Below are 15,111 nucleotides of genomic sequence, written 5' to 3' on the forward strand. Positions count from 1 at the left end.
AGAAGGCATGTTATCAAAAAAACAAATCAATGAATGTTTAGATATTATAGGAGATATGTTTCCAGAGGCTGAGTGTGAGCTTGTTCATTCCAATCCATTTGAACTAGTGATTGCTGTCGCACTCTCAGCGCAATGTACAGATGTTCTAGTGAACAAAGTGACCAAACATCTATTTCAAAAATATAAAACACCAGAAGACTATTTAAGTGTGCCGCTTGAAGAGTTGCAGCAGGATATTCGTTCGATCGGTCTTTATCGTAATAAGGCAAAAAACATTCAAAAATTAAGCCAAATGCTGATTGAAGATTATGGCGGTGAAGTGCCAAGAGATCGAGATGAGCTAATTAAGCTCCCAGGGGTTGGACGGAAAACAGCAAATGTCGTTGTGTCTGTCGCTTTTGGAATTCCCGCCATTGCAGTAGATACACATGTCGAGCGTGTCAGCAAACGACTTGGGATTTGCCGCTGGAAGGATTCTGTTCTTGAGGTAGAGCAAACCTTAATGAAGAAGGTGCCAAAAGAGGATTGGTCCGTGACCCATCATCGTCTCATCTTTTTCGGCAGATATCACTGTAAGGCGCAGCGGCCGCAGTGTGAATCTTGTCCACTTCTTGATATGTGCAGAGAAGGGCAGAAGAGGCTGAAAAAAGGGCTGGTGAAACTGGCATGAGCGGAGCATCTGTTTTCACTTCATATGTCGAAAAGCTTAAAGAGAAAAAGGTAGAGATAAACGGCGAAAAAAAGGATATGTTGAGAATCAATCCACTCGCATTTGATCTATCTTCGGAACCTTTACTAGATGAGCAACCGTGGCAGAAAACGGAAGAATTTGTTCCCTTGATGTTTGATCTGTGGAATGAATTAAAAGACAACATGCTTCCTCGCTTTCAAACGAGAAAATCTCGGTGTGAAGAGGATGATATGCTGCAAGGCATTGTCAGTATGATTGCAATGTTTTACTGGATTAAAGGAGAGAAGCTTCAAACCGTTGATTGGGAGGAAATTAAACAACAGACGTTTCCAGTAGCCCCCATTAACTGGACAGAACGATTAGAGTTTATTTTGCTTAAACCTACTCAATATCATTGCTTTATTCAATTGGACGAGTTATACACAGAACTCAAAAAGCAGTATGGAAAATACGAAGCACTCAGAAAGTTAAAACAAAATCGTTAAAAAAGCACTTGCCACATAGGGCAAGTGCTTTTTTGTTATTCGTCTTCTTTGCGAGAAGTAGAATTTGACTGAGTATTTGAGCTTTGAGAATTGGCTTTCTCGTCGTCTTTCTTTTTATCTTTATTGGTATCACTCTGTGAGTTGCTGTTCCCATTTGTACTGTCTGAGCCATCACTTGAACCGCCATTGCCATTTTCGGTATTTCCGCCTTGATCTTGATCTTTTTTATCATCAGGCTTCTGCTCATCAGTGCCTTGGTTTTGATTATCATCTGTTTGATCTGTCTGTTCATCATCAGGTTGCTGTGGCTCTTCTTCTTCTTTGTTCTCATCATCTGCTTTTTCTTCCTCTTCTTCGTCATCTTTAATGGTGAGGAAGGTAGAAGCAGCTTTACTTGTGACATCGTCTACAGTCGCTGTCACTTGGAATTTATAGGTGGATCCTGGCTTTACATCAGAGATGACGGCTTCTTTAGAAGAGCTGTTTTGAATGTCTTTATAGCCGCCATCATCGACCGCTTGCTTCACATTAAATGTTGCATCTGCATCGTCATCATAACCCCAAGTGAGTGTAATCGATTTTTTCTCTTCATCATACACCGCTTTTAAGTCAGATGGTTTGTCAGCTTCTTTCTTTTCATATGTGTCAGAAACTTTTGTTGGGACAGTTCCTTTGACGAAGTATTCCGTTGTCTTCTTATCACTTGGTGTGTTTGGTCCAGCTAACTTCGCTGGATCTGATCCTTTTTCAACCGTTGCTTCAACGACACTGTCTGGCTTTTCAAATGAGCCGCTTCCATCATCAATTTGAGAAATTAATTTCTGGAAGACCACTTTGGCAACACGTTGTTCATAATCCGTGAGCCACATTTTGCCGTCCGCATCTTTTGAGTTGCCAATTCCGGTCCACACAGCTGCTGTGTATTGCGGCGTGTAACCGACAAACCAAGAATCTTTCGCCCCGCCAGAAGGGATGTTGTATTTATTAATATCATCTTGTGTAAAGTTGGTTGTACCTGTTTTACCAGCTACTTGAACATTCGGTACTTGTGCGAGTGTACCTGTTCCAGATTGTACAGCAGTTTTCAGCATATCTGTGATCATAAATGCAGTGTAATCACTCATGGCTGCTTTAGAGTCTGGAGTTAAGTCAAGCTTCGTCCCGTCATTAAATTCAACAGATGTTACGGCATGCGGTTCATTATAGTATCCGTTGTTACCGAATGCACTAAATGCACCAGCCATTTTAAGTGAAGAGACACCTTCGTCAAATCCGCCGATTGAGTAAGACTCAGGAATGTCAGAAGGTAAATCCAGACCTAAGTTATTGGCGAATTGAACAGCATTATCTGTACCAGCTTCTTGGAAAGCTTTTAAAGCAGGGATGTTTCGTGATTGTGCCAAAGCACTTCTCATCGACATTTTCCCTAAGTGTCTTCTGTCAAAGTTGTTAATTGGTGTACCGTTAGAGTACGTATAAGGCGCATCATCAATTTGCTGATATGTTGACCATTTTTTGTTTTCAATTACAGGGCCGTAATCTAAAATTGGTTTGATTGTAGATCCCGGCTGGCGTTTTGCATCAGTGGCATAGTTAAAGCCGCCGGCTGGTACATCACGTCCACCGCCAATGGCACGAATTTCACCATTTTTTGTATCTAGCAGGGTGACTCCAGCTTGCATACCTTTCGTAAATCCGGCTGAATCCCCATTGATGATGTCATCCAGATGATCCTGTGCTTTTCGATCAAGAGAAGTATAGATTTTTAATCCATCTGTTGATACATCTACTTTGGCTTTTTTCTGTACTTCTTCCATGACTTCTTCAATATAAGCAGAGTACTTACTTGAGTTTTGACTCTTATATTTATCAGCTGAAACAACGGTTTTGCTGACAGGTGTTGCTTTTGCTTCCTCATAATCTTTTTCTGAAATATAGCCTTGTTTTTTCATTAGACCTAAAACGATATTACGGCGTTTTTCCGCTGCCTCTGGATGTTTCACAGGGTTATACGCAGAAGGACTTTGCGGCATACCCGCAAGTGTAGCAGCCTGTGCTACAGTTAGTTTATTTAAATCTGTCACTCCGAAAAATTGTTCAGCCGCTTTCCCAACACCATAAGCATAAGGAGAGAAGAAAATACGGTTTAAATACATTTCTAAAATTTCATCTTTAGAGTATTTTTGCTCAAGCTGAATCGAGAGCCACACTTCCTGTACTTTACGTTTTAACGTCTTTTGATTGTTAAGCAGGGAGTTCTTCACAACCTGCTGTGTAATCGTACTTCCACCTTCTGCTCCAAAACCGTCCTCGACGTTTGCGACAAGAGCACCGCCAATACGGATAGGATCAATCCCGTGGTGTTTATAAAAACGTGCATCTTCAGTTGCAATAAACGCATCTTTTACCACGTCGGGTATATCTTTAATCGAGACATACGTTCTTTTCTCCGCCCCGACTTCTGCAAAGACTTTTTTGTCTTTATCATAAAGTTTTGAAGAATACGGCGTTTTTAGCTTGCTATCATCAATAGAAGGAGCGCTTGATGCAAAAACGGCAAAAGTTGTGATTCCGGCTACTAAACAAAGAAGACCGATCACGAGTAAAGATAAAAATATTTTTTTAAATAGACCTGCTTTCTTTTTGCCTTTTTTGTTCTTTTGCTTCTTATTGTTTTCTTGACTTGCTTTACGTCGCTGTTCACGACTTGTAAATTGATCAGACATCACATCTCAACCTTTCGTGTTAAACCTTTTTCGAACGTAAATGATGCTTGCTTTCATCCGAAAAATGAAGTGTCTCCACTACTTTAATATAATCAATTCTTGGCGAATATCCAAGTGTCATGAGGTGGCCTGCTTCCATTAATTCATCTTTGCTAATGGATTTACGGCCGTTTTGCTGTTGCCGCTCCCAAAAGAAGAAGAGGTCAGAAGCGGACAAATAATAAACGGAACCAAATGCGGATATAATAACAAAACAAATACCGCCTTGCTTTTCAACCTGTTTCATATGCTCAATTTGATGGTCGTGGAAATTTTTGAGCGGAAACGAGGTGGTGCTTTTGGTTTCCTTTGCTTCAAAATCGATATAGCGCCCTTTGTATACCCCGTTGTAGTCTGTTGTGGAGGATTGTTTAAAATAGGCTTCTTTAATGACAGCAGCGCTTCTTTTTGGATAATCCACATTGACAATTTGAACAGGGGTAGGCTTTTTATGAATGACTGCAATCCCGTTGACCAAATAGTACTGGTTCGTTTCATTTAAGTCAGCTTCAAGCGTCATCCCACGGTTACTATAAGATGATTCGCCGCTGATTCTTTTTTTTGTCCCAATTTGTTGAATGGGCTGATACGATTTTCCGTTAGGATACCGAATCATCAAGTTTCAGCCTCCTTTTAATGCATTTTGTATTGGAGAGATCACCATGTTGTCACAACAAGAGCACATGATTACCCAGCATATTTTACATGAAACGAAAGCGAAAAATAAGGACAACCTGACAAGGACAAATGCGTACAAGCGCTTTTATGACCGTCATCCAGAGATGAAATGGTCTCTGCTTGCTTCTTTTGTCTCGAGAAATGCTGGATGGTCGATGACAGATTTAAAAGGCGAGCTCTTCCATCCGGGTTTAACGGATCAGCAAGGGCATCTGTTCTTTACAGCGTATGAAAGAGCGAATTGGCTGATCTTTTCAGATGCTTACCCGCAGCTTCTCTTGTATGAATGGTCAAAAAGGTGCCGCAAGCCTTTATTTCATCTGCTGCCCCATTTCGGTGTGTCTCGTTTTATGAGCGCTGAGTGGGAACGATTTTGGCAAAAGCGTGACAGAGAGCGATTGCTGCATGCACTCATCATAAATGAACAATATACTATACAATCTCCTATTATACAAAATCCTCTACTGAAAAAGAATGTTTTTCACTCGATTCAATATCTTTTCAGCGAGTGGGCACATTTTCAAACTGTCGTTTTTCCGACAGTAGACGGGCATTTGTACGGGTTAACCATACGAAAGTTTTCCCAAGTAAAAGAGCGAATTACGTTAGGGAAAAAATTAGCAAAACTATTGTTTCGAGCCGATTTGTTTTCGGATTTTTATCATTTTTTGCATACCGTGCCGCATACGGGATCTCGATTTGATTTTGAATCGTTTTTAGGGATTGCGCGAAGGTCAAGCCCTTTCCTCAGAACGGTGTATCCAGTCATGACACATTCATTAGACGATCAAAGGGAAGATTGGTTTCAAAAGAAATTGAGTCCATCCTTGTTTGAAGCAGAGCGTTTACCAAAACAAATTGAGCTGACCGACTGGTATTTTCATAAAAAAAGGCAGCTTCGTTTTCTTTTCTCATTAGAACACTATTTTTTGCATAAATAAAAAGCAGGGGGTACCTGCTTTTTTTACGTGGATGGACGGTTAGGGCCGCCGAGCTTTTTATCAAGCTGATCTGTACTGTTTTCTTTCCCTTTTGTTTTTTGCTCTTTTGGTGCTTGCTGCTTTTTCATGACATCTACCTCCTTTGTCCTTAGAATTTACACAATCGGACGCGATCATACAAAGAAGGACAAGCACGTGTCGAAATGGAAGAAATTGCGCTTATGTTCACTTAGATTGGCGATTTAGTTCTAGTTTTGTCATGTATGAAGGAGGGAGCAAAAGAAAAGAGAATGTAACGAGAGATGATAAAGGAGGAATCTGATGATGAGCGAATTTGTATCAAAAGAATCCATTATGCAGTTGTTAGAGGAAATTGAGCGAAAGATTGATGCGGTGGAAGAAGAACTGTCTTTAGCTGTCAAAAAAACAAAAAACGCTGCCGTAGAGGAGCAAGAACAAATCATTGACCGTCTTGAATCTGAAGTGAAGGAATGTGAATTGAAAATTCATGCAGCAGAGTATAAGCTGGCGGCAAGACCCGCATATCACGCCGGATAGCTTTTCTATTTGAGCAATAAGTAAACGTTTGATAGGATGGTTCATAGAGGTGAACACTTTGGATAATCAAACATTACTGAAACATACACAAGAGTTGATCACGTGGATCGAAGAAGCATACGAGCAGTACCTAAAGGGAAAGGCAGAAGAGGAATACCCAGTTTATGATTTTTACAACGATATTCAGCCGGCCGTTGTCAAATTTGATCAGCAAATGGAAAAGTGGCTTACTGCTGCTACCTCATTTATTCATCAGGCCAAACCTAGATACTTACATCAAGAACAGCTTGAAGCCGTCCAAGAAAATGGAAAAGAGGTTGTGCTGCAATCTTATTTTGGCAAACAGCATGCACCTCGTGTGAAAAATTTAGTTGAGTCAGTGATTTATACACTGAACCTTTTAATAGAAGAAATCAACAAACGCAGCTGATGAAACAGTCTGCGTTTTTCTTATGGCTGCTGTAGGCACATCTTCTGCTTCCTGAACATAATATATCATTGACTTCAATATGTTTTCAGAGCGAGAGGAGCGAGATACATGTTCCCTTATTCAAACCAGCCATCTTATGAAATGAATCAATTTCAGCAACGGCCTTTTCCGTATCCAGATATGCAGCAGCCTCCGCAGCCTCCAGAATATTTCATGCCCCCATATCAAGGTGAAATGAACCAGCCGCCGTCTGCAGGCTATCAGCCGCCTTTTGGATATCAGGAAAACTTCCAGCCTTATCAGCCGCAGCCTGAAGCAATGAATCAGCCGCAAATGCAGCCGCCGGGCATGATGCCTATGCAGCAGCCTATGAATCCTTATCCTTTGCCAAGGCCGCAAAAACAGCAATCATCTCAATTTAAAAGTGTGCTGTCACAATTTAAAAAAACGAATGGGCAATACGATTTTAATAAAATGTTTGATACTGCTGGACAAATGATGAGTACAATGAATCAAGTGGGCTCATTGGCGAAAGGATTTACAAGCATTTTTAAAGCATAGCAAAACCCAATAGATATACATCTATTGGGTTGTTTGTTTTGGCGCAGTCACACGAAGTGATTGATCTTTCCAAACGCTCTTCATCTTGGTTTCATCTATTTTTGCAGGCATTAAAATGGTTTTGGTAAAGCTCGAATAGGAGGAAGTCGTGTCTGTTTTGATTTTTTCCTGTACCGATAAGTGTAAATATTGCGCTTTCACTTCTAGTGCGATATCACCTTCGACAAAATGGTCTGGAAATCGAATCTCAATATATACATATTGATCATCTTCTGTCACATCGGTTGTAATGGATGCAAGTGAATGGCTCGTGGTCATCAGCGCCTCTGCACTATTTAAAATGTCGTGAAACGGCGATGATGCAAAAAACTGTTCAATCGCTTCATATAGAATGTCTTCATTTGATAGCAACTCGTGTTTCTTTTCACTTTCATGTTTCATTTGAATCACCTCTCATCTACAGCCTATGCAAAAGGGGCTCAGGCGGTTATCAATTGATGAGAGGAAAAAATTATGATTAAATAGTGTTGAATGAAGCAAGGTGTATGGGCGTGAAGGTTTATACGCTGAATAGATCTAGAAGCAAAGCTTGAAGGGAGCAAATGAACATTGCTGAAAAAATTATTCGGTTTCGGAAAAAACCAAGATGATGTAAAGGAAGAAGTCATTTATTCTCCAGTCGATGGAGAGTTAATGGATATGACCGATGTACCAGATCCCGTTTTTTCTCAAAAGATGATGGGAGACGGCGTAGCTGTAAAACCAAAAAACGGCACCATTGTGTCGCCAGTAGATGGTGAAATTATTCAACTCTTCCATACAAAACATGCAATTGGGATTCGAACACTCTCAGGGCTTGAGCTTCTGATTCATATCGGACTTGAAACGGTTGGATTAAATGGTGAAGGCTTTGAAGCACACATAAAAGAAGGGGATAAAGTGAAAGCAGGTGATCCTCTCATTACGTGTGATTTAGCGCTGATTGAAGAAAAAGCGGCAAGCACAGTGACACCAATTGTCATCATGAATGGTGATTTAGTAGAACATCTTGACAAAGAACCTAAGGGCTCTGTAGAAAAGCAGACGTCCAAGCTTTTTACAGTAAAAATGAAATAATCCAAAAAAAAACTACCCTGAGTTGATAGGGTAGTTTTTTGATTGAGGACATTAATCCTCCATTGGAACCCAGCCTTTACTTGCTTCCATGACAGTCCATAAACCTTCTGGAATCAAGTACTTATCTTTTTGACTGCGTTTAATGACGGTTTCAATCTCGTTTTCTCTGCCTTCTTTAATCTTTACTGCCCAATCGGGATCAACAATGACTTCTCTTGCAACAGCAATGAGTGGAATCCCTTGATTGTATGCATTCAGTGCATCCTCAGCTGTAATGACGCTGCCGACGCCGATGAGTGGAAGCGTGTCACCACAGCGCTCTTTTAATAACTCCATCCGCGTCTTACTTGTATCAGCACCACGTCTTGCTTTAGCGTCAATCTCCATTAAAGAAATATGCAAGTAATCAAGGTTTTTTGTCTTAAGTACGTCCACTAAAGTAAATGTTTCTGTCATGGTTAAACCAGGTGTTTCTGGTTCTTCAGGTGATAATCGGTATCCAAAGATAAATGGTTTTGTTACATGCTCTTTGATTGCTTCTTTCACTGCATCTACTACTGCAATTGGAAATGCGAGACGCTTTTCTTCGCTTCCGCCCCATTGATCTGTACGCTGATTACTATGTGGGGAGTAGAATTGCTGTAATAAATATCCGTTCGCTCCATGGATTTCGATCCCATCAAATCCTGCTTGAATTGCGCGTCTTGCTGCTTCTTTAAATGAGTCGATGATGTGAGGAATTTCTTCTTCTGTCAAAGCTCTCGCAATTTGTTTTCCATCTTTAAATACATCACTTGGCGCAACGACATCACCGTTTGGGACTAAATGAGGGAGAGCCTGAGAGCCGCCATGATGAATTTGCATAATGGCTTTTGTTCCTTTCGCTTGAATCGCAGAAGCAAGCTTTTGTAGGCCAGGTATATCTTCATCTCTTGCAATAGAAGGCTGTCCTTCAAACGCCTTACCATCTGGCGTCACGTTTGCGCATGCGGTGATGACCATGCCCATTTCACTTGATCTAGCGGTAATAAAATCAATTTCTTCCTTTGAGATCGTGCCATCCTCATGAGAACCGAAGTGTGTCATTGGTGCAACGACTAAACGGCCATCAATAGAGGCACCCCCCGGGAATGTAAAAGGTTCAAATAAAGGCTTAAATTCGTTTTTCAATCTCATCATCTTCTTCCTTAATAAAATCATTTCACTATAGAAGTGTAATAGATCCTGTTACAACACATCAAAATATTTGCTCACAAGCGGCGCATCAAAAAATTGCCGCCTAGTCATGCAAACAAATATTCGGTACACTAGAATGAGAGGTGGATACCAGATGAAGAAGAAAACAATGAACGAACTCATAGAAGATTTAAAAAAAGACGAACAGGTCGAGCATTGGCATGAAATTGAAGCGAAGCCTGCACTGACTTCTCCAATTCCTGAAAGAGTAAATGACAGGCTCAAAGTGGCGCTTGAAAAAAGAGGTGTGAGCGAACTATACATTCATCAAAAGGAAGCCTTTGAACGTGTGATGGATGGTGAGAATGTGGTGACTGTGACACCTACAGCTTCAGGTAAAACGCTTTGCTACAATCTGCCAGTTCTTCAGTCGATCGCAGAAGATCAGACAAGCCGCTCCCTCTATTTATTTCCAACAAAAGCACTCGCGCAAGATCAAAAAAGTGAATTAAACGAAATCATTCATGAGATGGATGTTCCAATTCACAGTGAAACCTATGACGGGGACACCTCCCCAGCGATTCGCCAGCGCGTCAGACAGGCAGGACATATTGTCATTACAAATCCAGATATGCTGCACTCAGCGATTTTGCCTCACCATACGAAATGGGTCAGTTTATTTGAGAACTTAAAGTATATTGTCATTGATGAGCTTCATACATATCGAGGCGTGTTTGGCAGTCATGTCGCCAATGTCATTCGTAGACTAAAGCGAATTTGTGCATTTTATGGAAGTGACCCGACCTTTATTTGTACTTCAGCGACCATTGCGAATCCGAAAGAGCTTGCAGAGCAGCTGACCGGAAGCAAGGTGCATCTCATTGAACGAAACGGAGCGCCTAGCGGTAAAAAGAATTTTGTCTTTTACAACCCGCCAGTCGTCAATAAGCCATTAAATATTAGACAAAGTGCGGCCACTGTTGTGAATCAGCTCGCTAAAACATTTTTAAAAGAAAAAATTCAAACGATTGTTTTTGCTAGAAGTAGGGTAAGAGTTGAAGTCATCCTAAGTCATATTCAAGAACTAGTGAAAAAAGAAATTGGTCCTAAATCGATCCGTGGTTATCGCGGGGGCTATTTGCCGAAAGAGCGGCGCATGATTGAAAAAGGTTTAAGGGAAGGAGACATTCTCGGTGTTGTCAGCACAAACGCACTAGAATTAGGAGTAGATATTGGACAGCTAAAAGTCTGTATCATGACCGGATATCCTGGCAGTGTAGCGAGTACGTGGCAGCAGGCAGGACGAGCTGGAAGGCGTCATGAGGAAGCACTCATTATCATGGTCGCAAGCTCATCGCCACTTGACCAATATATTGTCAGACACCCTGAATACTTCTTTAACAGACCACCTGAATCGGCAAGAATCAATCCTGAGAACCTTATCATCCTAGTTGATCATCTAAAATGTGCGTCCTACGAGCTACCGTTTCGAGAAGATGAACAGTTTGGCGGTATGGAAGTAGAAGAAATTTTGCAATACTTACATGAAGAAGGGGTTCTTCATTTCAGCGGGAACCGTTATTATTGGTCAGATCAATCGTTCCCGGCTCATGGCATCAGTCTGAGATCTGCAAGTCAGGAAAATGTCGTCATTGTCGATCAATCCGATGTAGCGAACGTTCGAATTATTGGGGAGATGGATCGATTCAGTGCGATGACCTTACTTCATGATGAAGCGATTTATTTACATGAAGGGGTTCAGTATCAAGTGGAAAAGCTAGATTATGAGCATCTTAAGGCTTATGTGAAACAAGTCGATGTAGAATATTATACAGATGCGAATTTAGCGGTTCAGCTCAAGGTGCTTGAAATTGATCAGACAACAGAGAAGGAAGCGGTATCTGTTCACTACGGTGATGTGACCGTCAATGCAATGCCGACCATTTTCAAAAAAATTCGATTATCAACCGGTGAAAATATTGGTTCCGGCCCGATTCACTTACCTGAAGAAGAGATTCATACGAGTGCTGCTTGGTTTGAATTACATGAAGCAGAGCGGACATTTGAAGAAAAAACACTTGAACAGCTCTTGCTCGGTATTGCCAATGTTCTTCAGCATATTGTTCCGGCGTTTGTCATGTGTGACCGTTCAGACATTCATGTTATTTCTCAAATAAAGGCAGCCCATACGGGGAAACCGACCGTATTTTTATATGATCATTACCCAGGTGGAATCGGTTTAAGTAAAGAGGTCCAGGCTCGCTTTGATGAAATTGCTCGTGCAGCCACTCAGCTGATTGAGCGATGCAGCTGCGAGAACGGCTGTCCATCTTGTATTGGCATGGAAATGAAAGAGATCGATGGAAAAAGCAGTATCATTCAATTGATGGCAGGATTTTAAGGAAAGGGGAAAAAGACCTACTCATGTCATTAAAAGGAAAATTAAACAGAATGAAAAAACACCTGTCGCACAATCAGTCAGATGAAAAGCGTGGGGCAGTAAAAGAGGGACAAACGCACGCTGTGACGGCTGAAACCATTCCATTTCTAAAAGAGTGGGGGGAATTAGGTGCAGCTCCTTACTACTTTGAAGACTCTTTCTGCCTCATTCGGGAAGTGACCTATCCACTTGACCATCAGCATGGGCGATATTCATTTGCAGAACTGCCGGAGATGGTGAGTGCATGGAACAAAAGTGAGATTCAGCATTCTCTTTCTGCAAAAGGCTACAAGCCTCACGAGCTATTTTTCTTCGATACAGAAACAACAGGACTATCTGGCGGAACGGGGAATATGATTTTTCTACTTGGGCATGCGAGAGTTTATTCAGATAAAGTGGTGGTAAAACAACATCTGCTCACGAATCCAGGAAATGAAGCGGCACTTTACAAAAGCTTTCTTAGTGAGGTGGATGTCGAATCACTCGTGACATATAATGGAAAATCATTTGACTGGCCTCAAGTCAAAACGAGGCATACATTATTACGCGATCAAATACCTGCTCTACCTGAATTTGGTCATTTTGACCTTCTGCATGGATCAAGGAGATTGTGGAAACATAAATATGAGCGTATGGCTCTTTCGGTTGTAGAAAAAGAGGAACTGCACGTCAATCGAGAGGGAGATACACCGGGGTTCCTCGCACCAATGATCTATTTTCACTTTTTAAAGGAACAAAACCCGAAACTGATTGAAGGAATTTTGATTCACAATGAACTTGATGTCTTATCGTTAATCAGTCTCTACATTCATTTGTCTAAAAAAATCTTATCCAAAGATGCGGTGAAGGAAGACGATGAGAAATATGCATTAGCTAAGTGGCATCTTGCTCACCGCGATGTGCAGGAAGCAACAAAGCACCTGCAAGAATTAACGGGAGCAGCGTTTGAGCATGCGGATCAAGCAGCTTATGATCTATCATTACAGTACAAGCGATTAAAACAATGGGATGAAGCGGCATGCATATGGAGGCGTCTATTTGAATCAAGTGATGTTCATGTAAGATTAAAAGCGGGTGTAGAGCTAGCAAAGTATGAAGAACACCGTCAAAAAGATCCTAAAGCAGCCCTTTCCATTACCCAAACATTGTTATCACAATCGTCTTTAAGTGAACGAGACATTGTGGAACTTGACAAGCGAGAAAAGCGGCTCTTAAGAAAAGCTGGGCAATGAAATTATTGCCTGGGAAAGCGCAAAAAATGACAACGTTCGGCTCTCGGCCGAAAATAAAAATTGTTTAGCACTTTTATTGTAGAAAAGTCACGAATCCTGTAAAATAACGTTAGATATTGAATGAGGAGCGTAGAGCATGTATAAGGGTCTTTTCTACTTGTTTTTTCTTGTTGTCATATTGGTCGCGTTTGTGTTTTCAAACTATAAAGATGTTTTTCTTGCAAACTTTTAAAATAGGTTAATGCATTAGTACATGTACACCTCTTGATTCATACATTGTTAATGTAAGAAAATCAAGGAGAGGGGAATGCTACATGTACCATCATCATCATTGCAATCCAAATGTTACACAGCCAATTGTACATCCAACGAATCACTGCTGTACGCATAGTGAGTCAACTACAATTGTGCCGCACATCCACCCGCAGCATGTAACAAATGTTCATCACCAAAATTTCCAACATGTTCACTACTTCCCGCATACGTTTTCTCAGGTGGACCCGGCAACACATCAACACTTTAACTGCGGTGGACCTTGCTGTAACAGATAAAGTGAAATGGGACTTTTATAAGTCCCTTTTTTTAAAAGCAGGTGAAAAAATGAAAATTATTGCTGTCACAGGGTACAAGCCATTTGAGCTTGGGATCTTCAAACAAGACGAGCCTGCACTTCAATACATAAAAGCGGAACTTCGGAAAAGGCTGACGGCACTCATTGAAGACGGGCTGGAATGGGTGCTCATTTCAGGTCAGTTAGGGGCAGAAATATGGACAGCTGAAGTGGTCTTTGAGCTTCAAGAGGAGTTTCCAGATTTAAAACTTGCTGTCATTACACCATTTTATGAACAGGAAGAGCGCTGGAATGAACAAAATAAAGAGCTGTATGAAGGCGTTCTTGCACAAGCTGATTTTGTAGAAAGTGTCACGCATAGACCGTATGAAAGTCCGGCACAATTTAAACAAAAGAACCGCTTTTTTATTGAAAAAACGGACGGCCTTCTCGTCTTATATGATCCCGAGCACGAAGGCTCGCCAAAATATATGATCAAAGAAGCTGAAACCTATACCGACTACCCAATAATGTATATCACAATGGATGATTTAAGAGCACAGGTTGAGGCGGAAGATCCGTTTTTTGACTAAAAGCAAGAGAAAATTTGACAACGTCACGTATTTCTGAAAAAATATACTATGAATTCACGATATGAGGTGAAAAAGATGCTTGCTGATAAAGTAAAGCTTTCTGCGAAAGAAATTTTAGAAAAAGAATTTAAAACAGGTGTCCGAGGGTATAAACAAGAAGAAGTCGATAAATTTCTAGATATGGTCATTAAAGACTATGAGACATTCCATCAAGAAATTGAAAAACTCCAACAAGAAAACCTTCACTTGTCAAAACAGCTTGAAGAAGCGGTTGAGCAAGGGAAAAGACAGCCTGCACAGTCCAATACAACAAACTTTGATATTTTAAAAAGACTATCTAATCTTGAGAAACACGTTTTCGGTAGCAAACTTTATGATTGAGTAATACCAAAAAAGCTTGTGTCAGATGACATTGTCGTTTATAATAACGCATGTTGATTAACGTTCGGGTAATCGCTGTAATGCTTTGACATTGCAGAGGAAAGTCCATGCTCGCACGGTGCTGAGATGCCCGTAGTGTTCGTGCCTGGCGAAAAAATAAGCCAGGGCAGCCTGGGAAAGGCTGACGGCGGGAAAAATGCCTACGTCCTTTTAGGATATGGCAAAGTATCCTTGAAAGTGCCACAGTGACGAAGTCTCACTAGAAATGGTGAGAGTGGAACGCGGTAAACCCCTCGAGCGAGAAACCCAAACTTGGTAGGGGAACTTTCTCAAAGGAACCAAACGGAGAGAAGGACAGAGAATTCTGTAGATAGATGATTACCACCTGAGTACGAGGCTTTTGCCGTTTGTAGTACGATGGAACAAAACATGGCTTACAGAACGTTATATCCGTTATCATAAACATGATGAAATCAAAGCTCTCCTATTTCTACATATGGAGAGCTTTTATCTT

Annotated in this window: 17 protein-coding genes and 1 other RNA gene; 13 read left to right on the plus strand and 5 right to left on the minus strand. The window is 41.0% G+C overall.

What is annotated here, in order from left to right:
- Positions 1-7 precede the first annotated feature (7 nt).
- Both nth and N521_RS13310 read left to right on the plus strand, forming a co-directional pair.
- Positions 8-670: an endonuclease III gene (gene nth, locus N521_RS13305; RefSeq protein WP_008344602.1), complete on the plus strand. Its 663-nt coding sequence runs from the start codon at positions 8-10 to the stop codon at positions 668-670.
- Positions 667-1,176 carry a YpoC family protein gene (locus N521_RS13310; RefSeq protein WP_035391678.1) on the plus strand — a complete coding sequence of 170 codons (510 nt, stop codon included), beginning with the start codon at positions 667-669 and terminating at the stop codon, positions 1,174-1,176. The genes nth and N521_RS13310 overlap by 4 nt, the downstream gene beginning before the upstream one ends.
- A gap of 35 nt (positions 1,177-1,211) precedes the next feature.
- On the opposite strand, the gene N521_RS13315 is transcribed toward N521_RS13310, so the two are convergent.
- Positions 1,212-3,902 (minus strand): PBP1A family penicillin-binding protein, encoded by a 2,691-nt coding sequence (locus N521_RS13315; RefSeq protein ID WP_035391680.1) that lies wholly within the window; start codon positions 3,900-3,902, stop codon positions 1,212-1,214.
- A gap of 19 nt (positions 3,903-3,921) precedes the next feature.
- Positions 3,922-4,557 (minus strand): Holliday junction resolvase RecU, encoded by a 636-nt coding sequence (recU, locus tag N521_RS13320; RefSeq protein ID WP_035391682.1) that lies wholly within the window; start codon positions 4,555-4,557, stop codon positions 3,922-3,924.
- 46 nt (positions 4,558-4,603) lie between these two features.
- On the opposite strand from recU, the gene N521_RS13325 reads away from it, so the two are divergent.
- A complete protein-coding gene (locus N521_RS13325) occupies positions 4,604-5,560 on the plus strand; it encodes a DUF2515 domain-containing protein (protein ID WP_035391684.1) in 957 nt (318 codons plus the stop codon).
- Between the two features lie 23 nt (positions 5,561-5,583).
- Here N521_RS13325 and sspM read toward each other — a convergent pair whose 3' ends face one another.
- Entirely contained in the window at positions 5,584-5,688 is a 105-nt protein-coding gene (sspM, locus tag N521_RS13330; RefSeq protein ID WP_017359731.1) for an acid-soluble spore protein SspM, read from the minus strand.
- Positions 5,689-5,884: 196 nt separating this feature from the next.
- On the opposite strand from sspM, the gene N521_RS13335 reads away from it, so the two are divergent.
- From N521_RS13335 to N521_RS13345, 3 genes are all read left to right on the plus strand, one after another.
- Positions 5,885-6,118 (plus strand): DUF5446 family protein, encoded by a 234-nt coding sequence (locus tag N521_RS13335; RefSeq protein WP_231131595.1) that lies wholly within the window; start codon positions 5,885-5,887, stop codon positions 6,116-6,118.
- Positions 6,119-6,167: 49 nt separating this feature from the next.
- Complete coding sequence (locus N521_RS13340) at positions 6,168-6,548, plus strand: YppE family protein (protein ID WP_231493314.1); 381 nt, start codon at positions 6,168-6,170, stop codon at positions 6,546-6,548.
- Positions 6,549-6,656: 108 nt separating this feature from the next.
- Positions 6,657-7,109: a YppG family protein gene (locus N521_RS13345; protein ID WP_017359729.1), complete on the plus strand. Its 453-nt coding sequence runs from the start codon at positions 6,657-6,659 to the stop codon at positions 7,107-7,109.
- A gap of 21 nt (positions 7,110-7,130) precedes the next feature.
- Here the strand turns inward: N521_RS13345 and N521_RS13350 are convergent, their stop codons facing one another.
- Complete coding sequence (locus N521_RS13350) at positions 7,131-7,550, minus strand: Hsp20/alpha crystallin family protein (RefSeq protein WP_035391689.1); 420 nt, start codon at positions 7,548-7,550, stop codon at positions 7,131-7,133.
- A 168-nt stretch (positions 7,551-7,718) separates the two neighbouring features.
- On the opposite strand from N521_RS13350, the gene N521_RS13355 reads away from it, so the two are divergent.
- Entirely contained in the window at positions 7,719-8,225 is a 507-nt protein-coding gene (locus N521_RS13355) for a PTS sugar transporter subunit IIA (protein WP_008344623.1), read from the plus strand.
- 51 nt (positions 8,226-8,276) lie between these two features.
- On the opposite strand, the gene N521_RS13360 is transcribed toward N521_RS13355, so the two are convergent.
- The gene (locus tag N521_RS13360; protein WP_025207530.1) at positions 8,277-9,395 is read right to left on the minus strand and encodes an NADH-dependent flavin oxidoreductase; all 1,119 of its coding nucleotides are present in this window, start codon (positions 9,393-9,395) and stop codon (positions 8,277-8,279) included.
- A gap of 160 nt (positions 9,396-9,555) precedes the next feature.
- Between N521_RS13360 and N521_RS13365 the strand changes: the two genes are divergently transcribed.
- The 6 genes from N521_RS13365 to rnpB all read left to right on the plus strand — a co-directional run bounded on the left by N521_RS13365 (position 9,556) and on the right by rnpB (position 15,039).
- On the plus strand, positions 9,556-11,802 hold the full coding sequence (locus N521_RS13365; RefSeq protein WP_035391694.1) for a DEAD/DEAH box helicase: 2,247 nt from the start codon (positions 9,556-9,558) through the stop codon (positions 11,800-11,802).
- Positions 11,803-11,825: 23 nt separating this feature from the next.
- On the plus strand, positions 11,826-13,073 hold the full coding sequence (locus N521_RS13370; protein ID WP_035391697.1) for a ribonuclease H-like domain-containing protein: 1,248 nt from the start codon (positions 11,826-11,828) through the stop codon (positions 13,071-13,073).
- A 314-nt stretch (positions 13,074-13,387) separates the two neighbouring features.
- Entirely contained in the window at positions 13,388-13,624 is a 237-nt protein-coding gene (cotD, locus tag N521_RS19340; RefSeq protein ID WP_072368252.1) for a spore coat protein CotD, read from the plus strand.
- Between the two features lie 49 nt (positions 13,625-13,673).
- Complete coding sequence (locus N521_RS13375; RefSeq protein WP_202394241.1) at positions 13,674-14,216, plus strand: SLOG family protein; 543 nt, start codon at positions 13,674-13,676, stop codon at positions 14,214-14,216.
- 75 nt (positions 14,217-14,291) lie between these two features.
- Positions 14,292-14,597: a cell division regulator GpsB gene (gpsB, locus tag N521_RS13380; RefSeq protein WP_008344631.1), complete on the plus strand. Its 306-nt coding sequence runs from the start codon at positions 14,292-14,294 to the stop codon at positions 14,595-14,597.
- 60 nt (positions 14,598-14,657) lie between these two features.
- Positions 14,658-15,039: RNase P RNA component class B (gene rnpB, locus N521_RS19345), an RNA gene on the plus strand.
- The last annotated feature ends 72 nt before the right edge of the window (positions 15,040-15,111 follow it).

The sequence above is a fragment of the Bacillus sp. UNC125MFCrub1.1 genome (assembly GCF_000701305.1).
Classification (GTDB): Bacteria; Bacillota; Bacilli; order Bacillales; family Bacillaceae; genus Bacillus; species Bacillus altitudinis.

Excerpts from the sequence above, each read along its gene's own strand:
- recU (WP_035391682.1), bottom strand. The coding sequence starts at position 4,557 with ATGATTCGGTATCCTAACGGAAAATCGTATCAGCCCATTCAACAAATT.
- N521_RS13370 (WP_035391697.1), top strand. The coding sequence starts at position 11,826 with ATGTCATTAAAAGGAAAATTAAACAGAATGAAAAAACACCTGTCGCAC.
- N521_RS13335 (WP_231131595.1), top strand. The coding sequence starts at position 5,885 with ATGAGCGAATTTGTATCAAAAGAATCCATTATGCAGTTGTTAGAGGAA.
- N521_RS13315 (WP_035391680.1), bottom strand. The coding sequence starts at position 3,902 with ATGTCTGATCAATTTACAAGTCGTGAACAGCGACGTAAAGCAAGTCAA.
- N521_RS13350 (WP_035391689.1), bottom strand. The coding sequence starts at position 7,550 with ATGAAACATGAAAGTGAAAAGAAACACGAGTTGCTATCAAATGAAGAC.
- sspM (WP_017359731.1), bottom strand. The coding sequence starts at position 5,688 with ATGAAAAAGCAGCAAGCACCAAAAGAGCAAAAAACAAAAGGGAAAGAA.
- cotD (WP_072368252.1), top strand. The coding sequence starts at position 13,388 with ATGTACCATCATCATCATTGCAATCCAAATGTTACACAGCCAATTGTA.
- N521_RS13345 (WP_017359729.1), top strand. The coding sequence starts at position 6,657 with ATGTTCCCTTATTCAAACCAGCCATCTTATGAAATGAATCAATTTCAG.
- nth (WP_008344602.1), top strand. The coding sequence starts at position 8 with ATGTTATCAAAAAAACAAATCAATGAATGTTTAGATATTATAGGAGAT.
- N521_RS13310 (WP_035391678.1), top strand. The coding sequence starts at position 667 with ATGAGCGGAGCATCTGTTTTCACTTCATATGTCGAAAAGCTTAAAGAG.
- N521_RS13325 (WP_035391684.1), top strand. The coding sequence starts at position 4,604 with ATGTTGTCACAACAAGAGCACATGATTACCCAGCATATTTTACATGAA.
- N521_RS13375 (WP_202394241.1), top strand. The coding sequence starts at position 13,674 with ATGAAAATTATTGCTGTCACAGGGTACAAGCCATTTGAGCTTGGGATC.
- N521_RS13365 (WP_035391694.1), top strand. The coding sequence starts at position 9,556 with ATGAAGAAGAAAACAATGAACGAACTCATAGAAGATTTAAAAAAAGAC.
- gpsB (WP_008344631.1), top strand. The coding sequence starts at position 14,292 with ATGCTTGCTGATAAAGTAAAGCTTTCTGCGAAAGAAATTTTAGAAAAA.